The organism is Actinomyces sp. Marseille-QA0893 (assembly GCF_976954355.1).
Genome location: NZ_CDRJSY010000005.1, coordinates 78,187 through 96,936 on the forward strand (window position 1 = coordinate 78,187; position 18,750 = coordinate 96,936).

An 18,750-nucleotide genomic window follows, 5' to 3' on the forward strand; every position below is an offset into this window, starting at 1 on the left:
CTTACACGATTAGTTGTCTTGACCTTGAAGATCAAGAGGCCATTGGTGACAGGTCACCGCAGGCAACTATGACACCTTATCTGATTTCGCCTCAAATAACCAAGTCCACGGGGGAAATATGCGTGTCAGGTGGCACACATGTGTGTGGGCGCGAAACAATGTCATCATCCCCTTCAACCCACAACAGTACGTTACAAGACGTCGATCAAAGGATAAGTGGTGTCTTTAGACTCTGGAGTGCTCGCACGCAGCTTTCGCATTGCAGCAGACGAGATGACAAAGCTTGCGCCTTTTATCGATGACCTCGATGGTGTCGGCGGTGGCGATTGCGATACGGGAACAAACGCCCGAGTCACTTTTGAAGCTCTCGCCCACTCCCTCAGTGGATTTCCCGAAGACGATCCTTTATCTGTCGGGCTGGATGTCGCACTCCAAGCCGGAGTACGTGCTTCCCTGGGACACTGCGGAATACTGATCGTCTCCATCTTGCAGTCTTGGCGTGTGGCTCTTGGAGAACAAGAACTCACCCCCATTCGCCTGCGACGTATGCTCGTCGCAACCGCATCTGCCTCCTCAACTATCAACGGTCACACCGCGGCCTTCGATGCGATGATCGCTGAAGCTTCCTCAGAGCTCATGGGACTTGGAGATACTCTGCCAGAAATTCCCGAGGAACTCTCCGCCTTCTGTGCCGCTGCGCAATTTGGCCTCGTCGAGGCCACCAGTGCTTCGACGGGAACAATCGATGCAGGAGCCGCTGTCGTCGCACTCATGCTCAGTGCTCTTGACGCAGCATGTCGCGATGATCTTGGAATGCTCGAGTCTCTTGCCGCGATGCTTGCTGAACTTGCCGGACAAACTGCGAGCCGTGTGCGTCCCGGCGCTCCCGCTCCTGATCGTGCCTTCACCGTTGACGTGATTCTTCAAGGAACTCAAGACGATTGTGAGGCGCACTGTCGTCACCTCGATGCTTTAAACGCCCGCTACTCGTGGATCGGTCAGTCTGATCTTTTCGGGCTGGGGGAGTGGCGCTTCCATATTGATACTGCCGCGCCTCTTTCTGTTCGCCCGCACCAAGGACGCACCCTGCGTTTCCATGTCGCCGATGCGCGACCTGACGAAACAATCGGTATCGATACGCTGGCCGATGGCGTGACGCACCGCGGGATCCGCCTCCTCGAGCGCCAACCGATCCGCCGAGTAGAACGCGCTGCAGTAGTGGCTTGCACTCGCATCCCCGGAATGGTTGAAGACCTTGCACTGTGCGGTGCGCACGTGTTCCTCGACCCTCAGCTTGAAGACCTCGAAGCCTTAGTCCAACCCGCCCGCTGTGCCTCCAGTGGCGTGGAATTGATCGTTCCTAGTGATCGTGACTGTCTTGCTCTGGCGCAGAGGATCAGCGTGTCTTACGAGCGCTTGGGCGCAGAGCCGGAACTGAGCGTTCTCATCGCCTCGTCGCACAATGAATTGGAAGCACTCGCGGTCAGTCGCGCCTGCGCACCCCTTTTCGTTCCCCAGCCCGGGGGACGGCAAGTGGCTCCAAGGCTTTGCGCGCTTATTGAAGAAAACGCGCAAAGCGCATTACTCGCCCAGCATTCCAGGCCGATCGAAGCGGATTGGCAAGTCGAGGACATCTCACGTGCTGTTCAAGAACTCATCTCATATGCCCCTTCTCGGTGGGCTCTCCTAGCCGGTAGTGAAGACTCGGGCACTCTTATCGCCGTGCTGCGCCAGCTCTTAGACGGATTAAACCTCGAAGTGAGCGGTGCGGATCTTGAGGTTATCGACGCTTCTCCTCAGGTGCATTCTCTTGTGCAGGCCCTGTCGTGAATCCGCTTGATACCCCGCTGAATCTGCGCCTTCCTGCCAAGCTCGCGAAGAAACTTGAGAAGGCTGGGATCAATACTGTCGGAGACCTGCTTCTTGAAGCGCCGAGGCGGTACTACCACTGGGGTGCGCTGACCCCCATGCATATTTTGCGCAGCGGTGAAGACGTCACAATCTTGGCGGAAGTCGTCAGTACTCGCCTGATCCCGAATCGCTCGCGGGCAGGAGTACGCCTTGAAGTGCTCCTCACGGATGGTACAAGCCAGATGAGTGCCACCTTCTTTGCTGCAAATCCCTACAAGCTCAGCGTTCATGAACGCCTGCTTCAACCGGGAGAACACTTTCTTTTCGCCGGGAAGGTCGGATCATATCGCGGGAATCTGCAGCTGGTGCATCCCGAATTCGAGGGAGTCGAAGACGATCAAGATGATCGTTCCCTCCGCGAGAGATCGCACCGTCCGATCCCCATTTATTCCTCTAAAGGTGGTATCACCTCGTGGGTGATAGCCCGAGCGATTGCTGTTCTCCTTGAATCGATTGATCTCGATTCAATCCCAGACCCTATTTCGGATAGTATCCGCACTCGCTACGATATCGATCCCCTTGGCCGTTCACTCCTCCTTCTTCACCAAGGAACAAGTGACGAAGAAGTGGCACGAGCGAAGAAGAACTTGCGGTGGAGGGAAGCCTTTATCCTCCAGGCTTTTCTTGCGCACAGGCGTCTAGGCAACAATGCGATGCAGGCATGCGTCTCGCCGCATTCCTCGCCCGAATTGACCGCCTTCTTGTCCTCTCTTCCCTTTGCCCTGACCGATTCCCAAAAGAAGGCGATTGAACATATCGGCGCGGGACTGGCGGATTCTCACCCGATGCAGCGTCTCCTTGAAGGAGACGTTGGTTCGGGGAAAACCGTCGTCGCACTGGCCGCGCTTATCCAAGTCGTCGCTGCTGGGCATCAGGGTGCTCTTCTAGCTCCGACCGAAGTTTTAGCTAAGCAGCACGTGGATTCTTTGCGTGCTTTGCTTGCCCCTCTTGAAAAGGCCGGTTTTCCAATCGACCTGCGACTTCTCACGTCCTCGACACCTGCTCCAGCTAGGCGCGAAATTGAACGCTTGCTTGCCTCTGGGGCGCCGCTCATTGTCGTTGGCACCCACGCCTTGCTTTTTGCTCGTAATCTCTTCGCCGACCTGGCTTTGGCAGTGATCGACGAGCAGCATCGTTTTGGTGTCCAACAGCGCGATGCCCTTCGTGAAAGCCGTAGTGATGGCTTGCTGGTCCACCAACTGGTCATGACTGCAACGCCAATCCCAAGAAGCGTCGCCATGACGATTTTTGGCGATCTCGATGTCACCGTCATGAAGGGACTTCCCAAGGGACGCCAGCCCGTTGCTACCTACGTCGTTGACGCGGGAAATGAAGCGTGGATGAGTCGAATGTGGCAGCGCGCTCGTGAGGAAATCGACGGAGGCGGACGCGTTTATATCGTCTGTCCCCGCATCGACGACTCTGATACGAGCGATGCGCTCCTCGATTCTGAATCTTCTGTTCCCCTGGCCTCGGTTTCCCAAACCCTGCTCGGCCTTTCCGAGATCGAACCCTTACGCGGGATTGGTGCAGCAACTTTGACTGGGCGTGACAGTAGCGAGGACAAAGAAGCCATCATGAGTGCCTTCGCAAGTGGTGAGCGCCCGATTCTTGTGGCTACTACCGTCATCGAGGTCGGAGTCGACGTTCCCGAGGCGACCATGATGATCATCTTGGATGCGCAGCAATTTGGCCTTTCCCAGCTTCATCAATTGCGCGGGCGCGTTGGGCGCTCTTCTCGAGCGAGCGTGTGCATGGCAGTTCATCCCAGCGCGATCACCGATACTTCCGCCAAGCGCCTCGAGGCTTTCGCCTCCACGACAGACGGCTTTGTCCTTGCTGAGGCCGATCTTGCGTTGCGTAGGGAAGGGGATGTTTTGGGATCGGCTCAGTCTGGAAAATCCTCTCGTCTGCGTTTCTTAAGCGTTGTTCGCGACGGGGAGATTATTGAGGAGGCGCGTTCGTGCGCGCAGGAGCTTCTTGCCTCCGATCCTGACCTGAGTGAGCATACCGAGTTGCGACAAGCTCTCAATGACGCTTCAAGCGAAGAGCTCGTGTGGATGGAGCGCAGCTAACGTAGTCTTAAACCATGACTCGAATTATTGCTGGCACTTTGAAAGGACGAATCCTCCAGGTTCCTCCTTCAGGGACTCGGCCGACCTCCGAACGCGTGCGTGAGGCAATTTTTTCGCGTCTCGAACACATGGGCGTTATCGAGGACGCAAGGGTCCTTGATCTGTATGCGGGAAGTGGTGCTTTAGGTTTCGAGGCCATCTCGCGGGGAGCGGCATCCCTAACCTTGGTGGACTCATCAGCGGCAGCGATTCGCACTTTAAAGAAAAACCTTCCGCTTGTGCCCGAAGCCCTGGTCATTGGCGCAGATGCTCTTTCTGCGGTCTCCAATCGACTGAGTGGTTCATTTGACCTGGTCTTTGTTGATCCGCCCTACGATGTGGCAAGCCAAGACATCACTGAACTCCTCAAAGCTCTGCTTCCTTTATGTTCTCCAGATGCCTCCATCGTTGTAGAACGATCGACGCGTTCTCCCGAAGTTGAGATTCCAGAGGGATTGATGTGTGAAGACCGCAGGGACTGGGGAGAAACTCGAGTCTTTTTCCTTGCGCCTCCACTTGACGAACAGGACCACGAGAGCGAATGAAAGCCGTTATTCCAGGGAGTTTTGACCCCCTTACAGTGGGACACCTCGACATCATTACGCGCGCTTCGCGCATTGCGGATCACGTGATCGTTGCGGTCGGGGTGAACCCGGCCAAGGCCTCGGCAAGCGAAATGAAATGCCGGCTTGAAAGCGCTAGAGCGGGGGTTGCTCATCTGCCCAATGTTGAGGTCCTCCCGATGCGCGGACTGCTTGTTGATTTTTGCGCTGAAAATGATGTCGACGTAGTCGTGAAAGGGATTCGCACCAGCGCGGATCTGGACTCCGAGATGACTCAGGCCGTAACGAATAGGGAAATCGGTGGGGTAGAAACACTGTGGATTCCTACCGACCCGCGCTATCAGCATGTCTCTTCGTCATTAGTGCGTGAACTTTTTGGCTGGGGAATGGATGTTTCTCGGTATGTTCCTTCCTCAGTTTTGGCTCTGTGGGGAGAAAATAGAGACGTAGTGCACGCGCATCGAGCAACAGGAGGACACAATGACTGAGACCCACGATGAGCAGGCGGATTCGGCGCAGCAGTGGGAGGACCAGACAGTCTACGGCCCCTCGACCGTCATTGCTGCTTTGGATCGAATTGAAGATCTCCTTGAAGCTGCGCGTGCAGTCCCGCTTTCGGCGTCCGTTATGGTTAACCGAGCCGAGCTATTGGATCTTCTCGACCAAGCGCGTGAAGCTCTTCCCGATGATTTGAAGGCTGCGGATGCGGTTGTGGCCGATGCCGACGCCGTGCTGGTGCGTGCTGACTCAGCTGCGGAAACAACTATTGCCGAGGCGAACGCGCGTGCTCGTTCGACAATCGACGAGGCCCGTGAGAAGGCGGACCAGCTGGTCGCCGAGGCTGAAGAGCAAGCGCGCCGTACCCGTGAAAAGGCCGAGGAAGAAGCAGCTCGAGTTCGCGCGCAGGCACAATCGGATGCGGAGAATACGCTGGCCGATGCAAACGCCCAAGCGGAGCGCTTGATCTCAAGCGAAAACATCAAGCAGATGGCCGAGGAACGTGCGCGTGAGATCGTTTCGCAGGCTCGTGCCCAGGAAAAGCAGATGCGTACCGGCGCTGATGAGTACGCCTCGGCTTCGCTCAGCGAGTTGTCCTCGCTGCTCCAAGAACTCCAACGCCGCACCGATGCCGGTCGGCGCGCCATTGCCGAGCGCAATGGTCGTGATTTGACGAATGTGACTTTAGAACATGAGTGAACGTCCTCTAGAAATTTCCCTTCGCGATCTTTCTCGCTCGCCGGGATCAATGCGCGACTATGAGCTGATGTGGGAAGTCCCCGAGGATCTGGGGACCTCCATCATGCGTGTTGCTCCGGGCAGTGAGCTTCCTATTGATGTTGCAATCACCTCGGTTGATGACGGTGTTTTGGTGCGTGTACACGCTGACGTCGACCTTGAAGGTGAATGCGTACGATGCCTTGACGAGGTGCATCGTCACCACAGCGTCGATATTGATGAGCTATTCTTCGAGCCCAAAGCTGCCCAGCGTCTTCGCCAGGAAAACGATGAAGAAGCCGATGACTTCCTGACGATCTCGGCAAAAGATACGATCGATATCGAATCGATTGTGCGCGATGGGATCGTCACTTTGATGGAAGACCGGCCACTGTGCAAGCCCGATTGCCAGGGACTGTGCCCGGGGTGCGGAGAAAAGTGGGAGGATCTGCCCGAAGATCACGAGCACGTCGTGATTGATCCGCGCCTTGCGGGGCTCGCGGGGCTTTTTGATCAGCTCTCGCACCAGGATGAGAACTGATGGCTCGTCGATCTAAACTCCCAGTTCCACCGCGCCCTCAAACCGATACTCTGCTTGAAGCATGGGGGACCCCGGTACGCCAAGATCTCTTGGACCTTGCACTCATCCATCGCTCCTACGCAAACGAGGCAGGGGGCATCGCGCATAACGAGCGTCTGGAGTTCTTGGGAGACTCTGTTCTTTCCATCGTTATTGCCGATGAACTTTTCCATCGTCACCTTGATGTACCGGAATCTGAGCTCTCACGCATGCGTGCCGCAACCGTTTCTCAGGAACCTCTTGCGCAAGCTGCGAGGCACATTGAGCTGGGGGAGTACATTTACCTTGGTCGCGGGGAAAGCACACACGGAGGACGCGACAAGGATTCGATTCTTTCCGATACCTTTGAAGCTCTTGTCGGAGCAACCTATTTAAGCGTTGGCCTTGAAGGAGCCAGAGAGACGATTTTGCGTCACCTTGGTTTCCTTCTCGTGCATGCAGTCGAACGCGCCGCAGAACAGGACTGGAAGACGACTCTCACCGAGTTTGCCTTCACCCACGATATGGGGGCTGTGACCTACGAAGTGGAGGGCGAAGGCCCCGACCACCAGAGGGTGTTTACTGCGCACGCGCACGTCGCCTCGCGAACTGAGCAGGTTGGCCAGGGTGTCGGATCTTCAAAGAAACATGCTGAAAATGCTGCTGCTGCGGACGCTGTTGCCCGTCTGACCAGGCAGCGCTCGCGGAAGAAAAAAGAAGGAGAAGCCCGTGGCTGAAACAGAAGAAGCAATTGAAACTCCCATCCGCGTCATGATCGTCGATGATCATGAGATCGTTCGCCGAGGTATCGCGGAAATCGTCGATCGTGCAGATGACCTTGAAGTCGTTGCAGAAGCTGGAACGGTCCAAGATGCCCTGCGTCGAGCGCAATTGGTCAGTCCCGATGTCATCCTTGTTGATCTTCAACTCCCCGACGGGACCGGGATCGACATCATGGAATCCCTCGGTCAGACAAACCCTGAGATCCGTCCGATCGTTCTGACATCCTTTGATGATGACGAGGCCTTGGCTGAGTCCCTCGCGAAGGGCGCACGCGCTTACGTCCTAAAGACCGTCCGTGGTGCTGAAATCACCGATGTCATTAAGGCCGTTGCGGAGGGACGGATTCTTCTGGATGAACGCACGCTGACGCGTCGACGTGCAGATCACGACGATCCGACGGCTGATCTGACTCCTTCAGAACGCAAAGTTTTGGAGCTGATCGGGGACGGACTGTCGAACCGAGAGATCGGCGCAAAGCTTGGGGTTGCTGAAAAGACCGTCAAGAACCACATCACGTCTTTGCTCTCGAAAATGGGGCTGCAACGCCGCACTCAAGTAGCAGCGTGGGTTGCCGGGCAGCGCGCTGCCGCTTGGCGTAACTGAAAACCCCGTTTAGGACAGGGGGACGCGCCAGGTAATCCTGGTGCCTTTCCCCTCTAAACCTGTCCCCAAAGTGAATGTCCCACCGTTCAGGCGCGCGCGTTCTGCCATGTTCGCAAGCCCTGAATTCCGTGTGTGTTCGGGGTCGATTCCAACCCCGTCGTCTGCAATGGACACAGTGAGGCTTCCTGAGTTTGTGTCTCCGTGAAGGTCAACACTGACAGCGCCAGCCGTTGCGTGAGCATGACGGGCAATGTTTGACAGTCCCTCACGAACGACAGCGACCGCGTCATCACTGCGTGAGTCGTCGACCCTAGAATCCACCAATTCCACGAGGCAATCTTCGCTCTCTGCTTGCTCGTTGACGGCTTGGCCATCAACGGATATCAACAGTGAGGGGGCAAAACCCAAGAAAGAACGCGAAAGAGAAGACTCTCGGCGGATACGCTCCACTAGGCCCACATTGGAATCTGGCTCACGCAGGTTGTGAACGATCGCGCGGATCTGGCGCACGGCCTCGTCAATGGAAGCCAAGGAGAGGTCGAGGGCGTGAATGACTTCGCTGACCTCAAGCTGTTCTTCACTGACTTTTTGCTTGGTAGCGTCCAACTGCATTCCCGCAGCAAAGAGCTGTTGAATTGCGAAATCGTGAAGATCCCGACCGATACGGTCGCGCTCATCCAGAAGCGAGGCGACGTCTTCCGCGTGACGCGCTGAAGCAAGTTCCAAAGCAAGAGCAGCTTGAGCAGCGAGGGACTCAGCGAGGGCAAGTTCGGAGTAGTCGAATTCTGGTTTGCCTGGTAAGCGGAGCAAAATGAGGACTCCCGCAGGCTTTCCTCTCCCGCGTAGAGGAGCATAAAGCGCAGGTCCGAATTCGGTGAACTCGGGGATACGCATAGTCTGAGCGCGGGCGAGGGAATCAACGATCATGCCGGTTCCCTCATTAAGCACCGACATCGCGCGGCCCTCGGGTGGGAACATCACGCCGAGGAGGCGATCCGCGTGATGCCCATCGGTAATTTCCGCAGCCCACGTGTCTTTGACCGAAGGCAGAACGATAATCGCCGTATCTGCTTGCGAAACCTCGCGAACGGTCTGGGCAATCAGAGTAAGGCCTTCTTCTTCATCCGCGCCCTCAAGCATCGAAGTTGTGAGCTGTTGGGAAGCGCGGATCCACCTGGCGCGGCGCCGCGCATCTGCATACAGGTGAGCGTTTTCAACAGCAATTCCCGCGGCGGATGCTAGCGTCTGGACGATGCGTAGCGCGCTCAGTCCAAATCCTCCCAGGCGATTAACCAAATACAGGCGTGCATAGACCTGGCCTTGGAAAGTCACTGAAACGCCGAGGAAATTCTCGAAACCCGGGAGGTTTTCAAGCAGGCTCGGATCGTTCAAAATAACGTAGCCCTCGTCGGTAATACGCTCGACGAGTTCGTCGGGAAGCTGGTCCGGTGAAGCGTTTCCGGCGGGGGCATCACCGAATTCGACGGACATCGTCGTATCGCCCCAGGTGTCCAGAACTGACAATCCTGCGTAGCGCGCACCGGTTAATGCGCACGCGCGTTCGACGAAGTTTTCCAGAATTCGCTGGAGGTCGAGGCTCGAGGTCACATCGAGTGCAGCCTCAAGAAGTCGAGAGTCGGTCCTTTCCGGGCTCATTGGTCCTCCTGACTCAGTGCCCAACGGAAGTGCTCGTTGTTTTGGGCGAGCTGCTCGAAAGTTCCTCGCGCAATGATCTGCGCTGGGCGCTTGCGAGGATCTCCATCGGGATACCCCATCAGGATAATCTCATCGGCCAGTTGAAGAGCACTCAAACGGTGCGTGACGATGAGTAAGCCGCGCTGACGGGTACGTTGCGCCAAAGTGCGCATGAGCGCGTCGGCTGATTGGGGATCCAAATGCTCACTGGCCTCGTCGATGAGAATGATAGGCGCGGGGGAAGCAAGAGCTCGTGCGACCAAGAGTCTGCGGCGCTCTCCACCGGAAACTCCAGTCGCGCCGGCGCCTATGAGGGTATCGATTCCTTCCGGCAAAGAAGCGCACCACTGCTCGAGGCCGACTGCGCTGAGTAAGTCGAGGGCCTGTTGTTTGTCCAGATCCGGGTTTGCGACGCGGAGGTTCTCAAAAATGCTTGTCGCGAAAATATGGGCATCTTCAGCGGTCACTTGGAGAACTGATGAGCTCTCCTGGTGGGGAATGTCCATGAGACTGACATCGTTGAGGGTCAGGCTTCCCTCTCGCGGTGGAATGAGACCCGCAAGAGTGTAGAGAAGTGTTGTTTTCCCGATTCCCGAGGGGCCGACAATTGCTATGGACCGTCCACGCTCGACTTCGAGGTCGAGTCCTTCAACAAGTTCGGGGCTATTCGGCCACGCGATCGAGAGGTTTTCAGCACGCAGAAGCGGCGAGCTCACCATTTCTGGCGTGATCGTTTCCTTGTGCTTTCCCGAGGCCGCGTGGGCGCCTTGCGTGGGGTCAGCTGTTTCTCGGTCAACGTTCTTTGCAGATAGAAGCGCCCTCGGCCCGATGAGTTCATCAATGCGCGCCGCTGCCTGCGCAGAACGCACGAGCTGTGCGACAGCAGAATTCATCTGAGAGGAGGCTTCGAAAGAAGACAGGGGAGTGAGCGCAATAACGGCTAAAGCCACCGCGCTGAGGATTTGAGCATTAACGCTGGGGATCCCTACGAGCAAGGCTCCGACAACCGCGAAACCCATCGCTGCTCGATCAATGAACTGAGCCCAAGCGGAGGCACGTGCTGCGCCCTTTCGTGAGGACTCAATACGGTCCTCAGCGCGTTCAAGCTCTGCCTGCGCGCGGCCGGCCAAGCCATTGATCGCCAACTCGTCGTACCCGTCAATAACTGTCACAAGGGCAGTGCTCAAGGACGTACGTGCCTCAATACCTTCGACTTGAGCAGCTCGTTGTGCTCGAGCGGTGACAAGCGGAGCGAGGACGCCCGAAGCGATAAGACACAGTGCCAAGATGATTGCCGCTCCCGGTGACAAAAGCGCCAAGGCGCCGACGGTCCCACAGCCGACAACGGCTGCGACCCCGGCGGGAAGAACAGACTTGACAATGAAATCACCGACTTCGTCAACATCGGAACCGATGCGTGCAAGAAGGTCTCCACGGCGCAGCGAAGTGACGTGACTCAGATCTGCCTGCGCAATTTGGTCATAGAGATGCAGGCGAAGGTGATCCATTCCTTCAAGGGCAACACGATGGGCGACAAGGCGTTGAATGTAACGCAGGAGTGCGCGCGAGACACCGAAAAGGCGCACTGATGTCGCAGCAACGGAAAGGACCAAGACTGGAGGCATCTGGGAAGCTCTCGCAATCAACCATGCAGAAGTGGCGCCAAGCGCAATCGAGGATCCGATGCCCAGACTCGCAAGAAGGAGAGCGCTGATAAAACGCCATTTGTCAACGCGCAGCAAAGAAACAGCCCAGCGCAGGGAAGAACGTTCTTGAGGAGTGAGGATCCGCATGACTACTTCCTTCCTTCCACTTGTTCGAGCTCTTCTTCGTTCATCTGCGCGCTCTGGATCTCAATAACCTGATCTGCTGCCTCGATTAACGCTTGCCTGTGCGCGATAGCGATCACCGTTCGCCCTTGCCCGCGCAGGGTTTCAATAGCGCGGAGAACAACTTCTTCACTGGCGGCATCGAGGTGCGCTGTTGGCTCATCCAAAATAACGATGGGAGTGGTGGCCAGGAGCGCACGCGTGAGGGCAAAACGTTGTCGTTGCCCAACGGACAGCCCAATTCCGCCCTGGCCAATTGGGGTTTCCCAGCGAAGAGGAAGCGAATCGAGAACGTCACTGAAAGCGCATAGGGACGCCGCGGCCTCGAGATCATCATCCGAGGCAGGTGGAAGCTGCTCGCGCAAAGTTCCAGGGATCAAAGTAGGGTGTTGCGGCACCCAGGTGATGGTCTTCCACCATTGCTCACGAGCAAGCTCACGCACATTGATATCTGCGCCCGAGGCTTGAGTGCGTAAACAAATCTCGCCGTGATCTGGATCGATGAGCTGCATCAGTGCATAGATCGTGCTGGTCTTTCCTGCGCCCGAAGGTCCGACGAGAACATTGAGCTTACCCGGAAGGACAACGGCATTGGCACCGGCAGGCGCCCACACGCCGCGAGCAGCAATCGAGAGATCGCGGATCACAATCTGCGTCCTCGACCAGTCAATTGAGTCGAGAGTAGAGGGAGACAGTGAATCTTCCTCAGTGACTGCGGAGGTTTCGAGGATGTCAAAGGCTCGCTCGGCTGCTGCGACGCCGTTCGCGGATGCATGAAATTGCGCACCAACCTGGCGAAGAGGCTCGAATACCTCTGGGGCTAGCATGATGACCGCGAGGCCCGTGAAGAGATCGACGTTCCCGAAAACCATGCGCATGCCGACTTCAACGGCGACCAGCGCGACGCATAAGGTGGAGAGGAATTCAAGAACAGCGCCCGAGAGGAAAGCAACGCGCAAAGTCCCCATAGTTGCTCGCGTGTTCGAGGCGGACAGCGCGGCAAGATGCTTTCGAGGGGCACCTTCGCGACCGAGTGCTCGAAGGGTGGGTAATCCGGCAATGAGATCAAGCATCTGCGCACCGAGCTGTTGCATTGATTCAAGCTTTGCTGAGGATGCATCCTGCGTGAAACGGCCGATTAGCGCCATGAAAATGGGAATTAAAGGAACGACGATCGCTGCGATGAATGCCGACCAAAAATCCAGATAGAGAATCGTGGCCAAAGCGAGGGGAGTAACGGTCGCAGTAAGGACAAGCTGGGGTAGGTAGTCGACGAAGTAGGGAGAGAGATCACTTAAGCCGCGCGTAAGAAGTGTCGAGGCCTCGCTGCCGTTTGTTGCTCGCCAACGTGGACCCAATTGCGCGATGTGGTCGATGACGCGTGCACGTAACTCGCGGATCGTTCGGTCTACGGCGCGGTGGCCTAGGGCCTCGCGAATCCCGATGAGGGCTGCCCGGAGAGCAAGTATTACGGCGAGGATGCACAAGGGCATGCGCAGTTGTGCAAGAGTTGCCCCAGAAGTGACCGCGGGGGATAGGGCTGCAGAAAGCGCAAGAGTCTGTGCGATCACAAGGAGCGCCGTCAAAATGCCAAGGATCGAAATGACGATGATGTGGCGACGGGCGCTTCGTGCGTATTTGAGCAGTCGAGGGTCCAGGGGGCGCATTCCTCTATTTTCTTTCCTTTGAGGGGGAGATGCTCGCTGAAAAAACTGGTGGCCCCGGTTTCCCGAGGCCACCAGCTCTGCGGGGATCAGCCCGCGAGGAAATTCTGATCCAGTCTGATCTTGTCGAAGATCAAACCGGTGTCCGTTGACACGTCCTTTGTTGAAACGCGAGAACGGAACTTCCAGTAGGACCAAACAGTGTAGGCGAGAACCACGGGAACAAGGCACAAGGCCACGATCGACATAACGATCAGCGTTCCCTGGGTCGAGGATGCCTGCTCGATGGTCAGTGAGTAAGCGGGGTTGATACTCGACTTCATCACCGCGGGAGCCATCGCAGAGAAGATCCACGCGACAGCACCTGCCATTGCAACGCAGGAGAAGAGGAATGCCAATCCTTCACGACGCAGCGCCTTCTGAGAGAAGGCTGCCTGGGCGATCAAGCACAGGGCTGCAACGAGAAGCGGGAGCCATGCGAAGACATTCGTCGAGTATGCGAATTGTCCCCAGATGACCCAGATTGCTGCCAGAGCGGTGGCCGCAACCGAAGCGGGAGCCGCAAATGTATTTGCTCGCTCGCGCAAGTCGCCTTCGGTTTTCAGTGCCAGGAATTGTGCACCGTGTGCCAAGCACAGGGCAACCAGTACGACTCCACCAAGGAGGGTGTAGGGGGTGAGGAGAGAGAAGAATCCACCGGTGAGCTGGTGAACAGCCGTTGCCAAAGATGCCGGAACATCCTCGGGGGCAACCACCGCATTGGTGCCGTGGGTGACAACTTCGATCTTCATTCCCTGAACCAGGTTGGCGAAGGCAACACCGAAGAGGAGCGGAACGAGGAGAGCTGATACTGCGTGGGTACGATCCCAGACGCTGCGCCACTTCTCGGACTTGATCTTCGAACGCCACTCGATTGCGCACACACGCACGATGAGAGCGAGGAGGATCAGGAAGAGTGCCAAGTACATTCCGGAGAACATCGTTGCGTACCACTCGGGGAACGCCGCGAAGGTCGCTCCACCGGCGGTGAGAAGCCAAACTTCATTGCCATCCCAGTGGGGGCCAATGGTACGGAGCGCTTGAGTGCGTTCGCGATCGTCGCGGGCGAGGAATCCTTGGAGCATTCCAACGCCGTAGTCGAAGCCCTCGAGAACCAGGTACATGGTCCACAGGACGGCGATGAGGATAAACCACAAAATACTAAGTGTCATGGGTCTTCCTTTCCTCAGTACCCGAAGGAGAGTGCGCCAGCGGTCGCTTCCTCATCGGATGCGTCCTTGGAGCGGGAGTGGAGGCCTTCGGCGGCGTAGCGCTTCATGAGGATGAACCAAATGACGCCGAGGACTGCGTAAACGATCGTGAAGACAACCATCGAGAAGAGAACCTGCCAAGCAGGGACAGCGCTCGAGACGCCAGCGGAAGTCATCATCATGACCGAGCCGATGGGATCGCCGCTTTCAAGTCCTGCGAGGTTAGGAACAACAACCCAAGGCTGGCGTCCCATTTCAGTGAAGATCCAACCGAAGGACGCAGCCAGGAAGGGCATCGGGATGGAGACAAGCGCGAAAGTTCCCAACGCCTTCGATGCAGAAACCTGTCCCTTGCGCGTTGCCCACAGGCCCCACAGCGCCAAGAGAGCAGAGAAGGCACCCAGGCCGATCATGATTCGGAAGGACCAGAAGGTCACCATCTGCGGGGGACGGAAATCATATTGGGATGCATCGCCATAGGTCTTGACGAAGTCCGCATTCGAGTTCAGGAGTTCAACCATGCGCTTTTGCTCGTCGGCAACGCCCTTAACGTTGGCCGAGAAAGAATTGTGCGACATGAAGGCGGCAACGCCGGGAACTTCGATGAACTTGGTGGGCTGAGCACCATCTTCACCCAGCGGGCATTCGCCGAACTGTGCAACGGTGAATGCTGCGCCCTGAGTATCGACACAGACACCTTCTGCAGCTGCCATCTTCATGGGCTGAATCTCGACCAGCTCCTGGCCTTGGAAGTGGCCGGTTACTGCAGTTCCGATTCCACCGATCAGGATGACGGCGAGGCCGAAGCGCGCGATCGGGCGCCACATGCGTGCGGCTTCCTTTGCGCCTTCTTCACCGCCGAGGCGCTTTGCGCGAGTCATCCACCACACGGAAAGACCTGCAACGAAGGTGCCGGCAACGAGCCATGCGGAGGTAATGACGTGGGTGTATTCCCACACAAGAACCGGGTTGGCAACGACCTTGAGGAAGCCTGCGGCTCCATCCAGTTCTGCACGCCCGGTTTCGGGGTTGAATCGTGCGCCTACGGGGTGTTGCATCCAGGAGTTTGCTCCGAGGATCCACAGGGCGGAGATCATGGTTCCGATCGATGCCAACCAAATGCAGGCAAGGTGCCAGCCCTTGGAGAGGCGTCCCCAACCGAAGATCCACAATCCCAGGAAGGTTGATTCAAGGAAGAAGGCCAAAAGGGCCTCGACAGCGAGCGGAGCACCGAAGATGTCGCCAACGTAGCGGGAATACTCCGACCAGTTCATGCCGAATTGGAATTCCTGCACGATACCGGTGGCAACACCGAGGGCGAAGTTGATTAAGAGCAACTTGCCGAAGAAACGGGTTGCCTGAAGCCATTCCTCTTTACCTGTCTTGTGCCACACGGTCTGCATAATTGCGACCAGGAGCGACAGACCGATGGTGAGAGGAACCAAGACGAAGTGGTAAACGGTCAGGATACCGAATTGCCATCGTCCCAGTGTCAGCGCATCGAGTGCAGCTGGAGCAAAGGTCATGGTCATAATCCTGTCTCAGGGAAATTGTGTTCAGGGTGTGTCATAAGTTCGTCACAGATGTGGCAAAACTTTAACGACGTTGTGTCAACAAATATAGAACGCAACCGTCTAAAATGCTGCTTTTCTGAATAATCAGGGCACTGTGTCGTTTTCTTCAGCGGCTCCATGGGTGACGCATTGAGCTCGGTGCGAACCGCCGAATGGCAGCTCAAGCATGCCTGCGCACCCTATGAGACAATAGGGAAGACGAAATGGTTGGAGCGCACTCTCTGATCATCACAGCGCATGTTTCTTTGAAAACGCGCATGCCTGTGGTCGCCTCATGCGACTTCGAAGAGACTTCCGCTTAAACGCGTGTAAATACAGACCCAGCAGTGCGAGCTCGGTCAACATACTGACATTGTGAAAGAAGAGGCCATGCCTGAAACGCCAGCAGCAACCCTGCTTTTCCAGGCTCCGACATTCCAGGAACCGACTTTTTCTGCACCGCCAAGTGTGCCCCAGCAAGAAAGTGAAGAAAAACCTCAGCGTCGTTCACGCACCCGCGCGGCGCGGAGTGAAGAAAATGCTGAGGAAGCGACGCCCAAGAAGCGTACACGTACGCGCAAGAAGGTAACTGAGGAGGAAGCTTCCGTCGAACCCGCGCAGACGAGGCGTCGTCGTGCGAAGCGCAAGGAGACAGAAGAAGAAGCTCCGGCCTCGGAAAAAGAAGCGGTAACGCAGGACGCTCAATCTTCGGAAAACGAAGAAACTACAGAAGGCGGCGAAGAAACAAGCCGTCGTCGCCGTCGTCGCCGCGTACGCGCATCCGAAGCTCAAGACGTTAACGATGAAGTTCAAGCCCTTAAGGGCTCGACGCGTCTGGAAGCAAAGAAGCAGCGCCGTAAAGAAGGGCGCCGCGAAGGGCGTCGTCATCATCGCATCACCGAGTCCGAATTTTTGGCTCGACGCGAGTCCGTGAACCGCAAGATGGTCATTCGTGACCAAGGTGGACTCGATCAGATCGCAATTATTGAAGACGACCTCTTGGTTGAGCACTATGTTGCGCGCCGTACCCAAAAGACTGCCGTCGGCAATATCTATATGGGACGCGTTCAAAACGTTCTTCCCTCAATGGAAGCTGCCTTCGTTGATATTGGCAAGGGGCGCAATGCGGTCCTGTATGCAGGCGAAGTCAACTGGGATGCTGTCGGCTTGGAAGGAAAGCCTCGCCGCATTGAATCTGCTCTTAAACCAGGCGATCCTGTCCTTGTTCAGGTGACGAAGGATCCCATCGGGCACAAGGGTGCGCGTCTGACTAGCCAAATCACTTTGGCGGGACGCTACCTGGTTTTGATCCCCGGTGGTTCCATGATGGGTATTTCCCGCAAGCTCCCCGAACGTGAGCGTATTCGCTTGAAGAAGATCCTCAAGCAGGTCGTCCCTGACTCTGCGGGCGTGATTGTGCGAACGGCTGCCGAAGGTGCAAGTGAAGAACAGATCCGCGATGACGTTCGTCGTCTGAGCAAGCAGTGGGACGATATTGAGTCCAAGCTTTCCTCGACGAAGAATGCACCGGTCCTTCTGCGCGGCGAACCGGAGCTTGCTGTCCGCGTTGTTCGTGACATCTTCAATGAGGACTTCTCCGAACTCATTATTGAAGGTCATGAGACCTATGAGACGGTGAAATCTTACGTTGATGAGCTTTCGCCCGAGCTTTCTGACCGAGTTCACAAGTGGGTCGGAACCGAGGACGCTTTCCATGCCTACCGCGTGGATGAGCAACTTGCCAAGGGAATGGATCGCAAGGTGTGGCTGCCCAGTGGTGGCACCTTGATCATTGACCGAACCGAAGCAATGACGGTTATCGATGTCAATACCGGTAAGTTCATCGGTGCTGGCGGAACTTTGGAAGAAACCGTTACGCGCAACAATCTCGAGGCCGCAGAAGAGATCGTCCGTCAGCTGCGGCTGCGCGATATCGGCGGCATCGTCATCATCGACTTTGTCGATATGGTCTTGGAATCTAACCGAGATTTGGTTTTGCGTCGCCTGGTTGAATGCTTGGGACGCGATCGGACTCGTCACCAAGTCACCGAGATTACTTCTCTTGGTTTGGTGCAGATGACGCGTAAGCGTGTGGGGGAGGGGCTCGTTGAAGCCTTTTCGACCACCTGCGAGGCGTGCGAAGGTCGCGGCTTCATTGTTCACCAGCATCCCGTTGAAATCCAAGGGGCCACTGAGGAAGCACCGAAGCGTTCGAAGAAGACTCAAACCCGCGCCCGGGTTGAGGAGTCTCCCGAACATGAACGCGCTCGAGAAGCGCTCACTGCGATTGCTGCGGCGACTGTGCGCGATGATTCCTCATCCCACCAGGAATCAGGTGCCCACAGCGAACAACCTTCGGCAAAGGACTCTGATTCCAGCGTTCACGAGGCTGAAGCATCCAAACCGAAGGATGAGCCCGCAGCGGAGGAACAGTCTGGGGTGAACGCCACGCCGGCAAAGCGTCCGCGTCGTTCTCGCCGGGCAACGCGTCCTCAAGTGGAAGAAAGCGCCGAGGTCTCTACGCCTGAAGAAAAGCCTGAGGCGGCACCTGTAGCGCTAAATGATCCCGCCCAGCTCGCGAGTGACTCTGAGCGTGAGGAAAAGGGAAGTGCACAGTCGGTGGCTGCCTCGTCGCAGACTCGGGAAAAACCAGCACGTCCAGGACGAAGCCGCAGGCGTCGTGCAGCAATCGAAGCAAGTGAACCAGTAACGGTTCATCTTGATCTTCCTGAGCCGGCTGCTCCTGTTGCTGCAGTCCAAAGCGTTCATGACATTGTGATCGATGTGCCTGCTCGCTCCGAAGACAGCGCCCCCATTAAGCGCTCTCGGCGGCGTCGGGTCGCTGTTAGTGCGCCCGCCGCACCGGGTGAAGAACAGTAACAGTGCCCAAGCACACACCCAAATTCTGAAAGTTTTCGCTCTAGCGGTTTGCTTGAGAGTCGATTTTCAGCTAAATTTGATCGTCGGCGCAACGAGCGCCAACGGGCTTAGTGTTTCTTGAAGAGGAACGT

Annotated in this window: 14 protein-coding genes; 9 read left to right on the forward strand and 5 right to left on the reverse strand. The window is 56.7% G+C overall.

Going from position 1 to position 18,750, the window contains the following annotated elements; all coding sequences use genetic code 11:
* Window positions 1–219 precede the first annotated feature (219 nt).
* Genes ACWNMW_RS06865 through ACWNMW_RS06900 form a run of 8 tightly spaced genes read left to right on the forward strand, consistent with a single transcriptional unit; the run spans window position 220 to window position 7,748 of the window.
* Window positions 220–1,830: a hypothetical protein gene (locus tag ACWNMW_RS06865; protein ID WP_449490436.1), complete on the forward strand. Its 1,611-nt coding sequence runs from the start codon at window positions 220–222 to the stop codon at window positions 1,828–1,830.
* Window positions 1,827–3,986: an ATP-dependent DNA helicase RecG gene (locus ACWNMW_RS06870; RefSeq protein WP_449490437.1), complete on the forward strand. Its 2,160-nt coding sequence runs from the start codon at window positions 1,827–1,829 to the stop codon at window positions 3,984–3,986. The genes ACWNMW_RS06865 and ACWNMW_RS06870 overlap by 4 nt, the downstream gene beginning before the upstream one ends.
* Before the next feature lie 14 nt (window positions 3,987–4,000).
* Window positions 4,001–4,570 carry a 16S rRNA (guanine(966)-N(2))-methyltransferase RsmD gene (gene rsmD, locus ACWNMW_RS06875; RefSeq protein WP_449490438.1) on the forward strand — a complete coding sequence of 190 codons (570 nt, stop codon included), beginning with the start codon at window positions 4,001–4,003 and terminating at the stop codon, window positions 4,568–4,570.
* Window positions 4,567–5,076, forward strand: coding sequence for a pantetheine-phosphate adenylyltransferase (coaD, locus tag ACWNMW_RS06880; RefSeq protein ID WP_449490439.1), 510 nt, complete (start codon window positions 4,567–4,569; stop codon window positions 5,074–5,076). Before rsmD ends, coaD begins: the two co-directional genes overlap by 4 nt.
* Window positions 5,069–5,785 carry a hypothetical protein gene (locus ACWNMW_RS06885; RefSeq protein WP_449490440.1) on the forward strand — a complete coding sequence of 239 codons (717 nt, stop codon included), beginning with the start codon at window positions 5,069–5,071 and terminating at the stop codon, window positions 5,783–5,785. The genes coaD and ACWNMW_RS06885 overlap by 8 nt, the downstream gene beginning before the upstream one ends.
* Window positions 5,778–6,344, forward strand: a complete 567-nt coding sequence (locus tag ACWNMW_RS06890; protein WP_449490441.1) for a YceD family protein — start codon at window positions 5,778–5,780, stop codon at window positions 6,342–6,344. Before ACWNMW_RS06885 ends, ACWNMW_RS06890 begins: the two co-directional genes overlap by 8 nt.
* Window positions 6,344–7,099 (forward strand): ribonuclease III, encoded by a 756-nt coding sequence (gene rnc, locus ACWNMW_RS06895; RefSeq protein WP_034501589.1) that lies wholly within the window; start codon window positions 6,344–6,346, stop codon window positions 7,097–7,099. Before ACWNMW_RS06890 ends, rnc begins: the two co-directional genes overlap by 1 nt.
* Window positions 7,100–7,133: 34 nt before the next feature.
* Window positions 7,134–7,748, forward strand: a complete 615-nt coding sequence (locus ACWNMW_RS06900; protein WP_295895388.1) for a response regulator — start codon at window positions 7,134–7,136, stop codon at window positions 7,746–7,748.
* 9 nt (window positions 7,749–7,757) lie between these two features.
* Here ACWNMW_RS06900 and ACWNMW_RS06905 read toward each other — a convergent pair whose 3' ends face one another.
* The 5 genes from ACWNMW_RS06905 to ACWNMW_RS06925 all read right to left on the reverse strand — a co-directional run bounded on the left by ACWNMW_RS06905 (window position 7,758) and on the right by ACWNMW_RS06925 (window position 15,712).
* Window positions 7,758–9,404 carry a GAF domain-containing sensor histidine kinase gene (locus ACWNMW_RS06905; RefSeq protein ID WP_034501588.1) on the reverse strand — a complete coding sequence of 549 codons (1,647 nt, stop codon included), beginning with the start codon at window positions 9,402–9,404 and terminating at the stop codon, window positions 7,758–7,760.
* Window positions 9,401–11,236 carry a thiol reductant ABC exporter subunit CydC gene (gene cydC / locus ACWNMW_RS06910; protein WP_449490442.1) on the reverse strand — a complete coding sequence of 612 codons (1,836 nt, stop codon included), beginning with the start codon at window positions 11,234–11,236 and terminating at the stop codon, window positions 9,401–9,403. Before cydC ends, ACWNMW_RS06905 begins: the two co-directional genes overlap by 4 nt.
* 2 nt (window positions 11,237–11,238) lie before the next feature.
* Complete coding sequence (gene cydD, locus ACWNMW_RS06915) at window positions 11,239–12,939, reverse strand: thiol reductant ABC exporter subunit CydD (protein WP_449490443.1); 1,701 nt, start codon at window positions 12,937–12,939, stop codon at window positions 11,239–11,241.
* Between the two features lie 86 nt (window positions 12,940–13,025).
* Complete coding sequence (gene cydB, locus ACWNMW_RS06920) at window positions 13,026–14,147, reverse strand: cytochrome d ubiquinol oxidase subunit II (RefSeq protein WP_449490444.1); 1,122 nt, start codon at window positions 14,145–14,147, stop codon at window positions 13,026–13,028.
* A 14-nt stretch (window positions 14,148–14,161) separates the two neighbouring features.
* Window positions 14,162–15,712 (reverse strand): cytochrome ubiquinol oxidase subunit I, encoded by a 1,551-nt coding sequence (locus ACWNMW_RS06925; protein ID WP_449490445.1) that lies wholly within the window; start codon window positions 15,710–15,712, stop codon window positions 14,162–14,164.
* Window positions 15,713–16,129: 417 nt separating this feature from the next.
* On the opposite strand from ACWNMW_RS06925, the gene ACWNMW_RS06930 reads away from it, so the two are divergent.
* Window positions 16,130–18,619, forward strand: coding sequence for an Rne/Rng family ribonuclease (locus ACWNMW_RS06930; RefSeq protein ID WP_449490446.1), 2,490 nt, complete (start codon window positions 16,130–16,132; stop codon window positions 18,617–18,619).
* Window positions 18,620–18,750 lie beyond the last annotated feature (131 nt).

What these genes read in the sequence shown, in the direction of transcription:
- rsmD (WP_449490438.1), top strand. Translation starts at nt 4,001, where the DNA reads ATGACTCGAATTATTGCTGGCACTTTGAAAGGACGAATCCTCCAGGTT.
- coaD (WP_449490439.1), top strand. Translation starts at nt 4,567, where the DNA reads ATGAAAGCCGTTATTCCAGGGAGTTTTGACCCCCTTACAGTGGGACAC.
- ACWNMW_RS06885 (WP_449490440.1), top strand. Translation starts at nt 5,069, where the DNA reads ATGACTGAGACCCACGATGAGCAGGCGGATTCGGCGCAGCAGTGGGAG.
- ACWNMW_RS06890 (WP_449490441.1), top strand. Translation starts at nt 5,778, where the DNA reads ATGAGTGAACGTCCTCTAGAAATTTCCCTTCGCGATCTTTCTCGCTCG.
- rnc (WP_034501589.1), top strand. Translation starts at nt 6,344, where the DNA reads ATGGCTCGTCGATCTAAACTCCCAGTTCCACCGCGCCCTCAAACCGAT.
- ACWNMW_RS06900 (WP_295895388.1), top strand. Translation starts at nt 7,134, where the DNA reads ATGATCGTCGATGATCATGAGATCGTTCGCCGAGGTATCGCGGAAATC.
- ACWNMW_RS06905 (WP_034501588.1), bottom strand. Translation starts at nt 9,404, where the DNA reads ATGAGCCCGGAAAGGACCGACTCTCGACTTCTTGAGGCTGCACTCGAT.
- cydC (WP_449490442.1), bottom strand. Translation starts at nt 11,236, where the DNA reads ATGCGGATCCTCACTCCTCAAGAACGTTCTTCCCTGCGCTGGGCTGTT.
- cydD (WP_449490443.1), bottom strand. Translation starts at nt 12,939, where the DNA reads ATGCGCCCCCTGGACCCTCGACTGCTCAAATACGCACGAAGCGCCCGT.
- cydB (WP_449490444.1), bottom strand. Translation starts at nt 14,147, where the DNA reads ATGACACTTAGTATTTTGTGGTTTATCCTCATCGCCGTCCTGTGGACC.
- ACWNMW_RS06925 (WP_449490445.1), bottom strand. Translation starts at nt 15,712, where the DNA reads ATGACCTTTGCTCCAGCTGCACTCGATGCGCTGACACTGGGACGATGG.
- ACWNMW_RS06930 (WP_449490446.1), top strand. Translation starts at nt 16,130, where the DNA reads ATGCCTGAAACGCCAGCAGCAACCCTGCTTTTCCAGGCTCCGACATTC.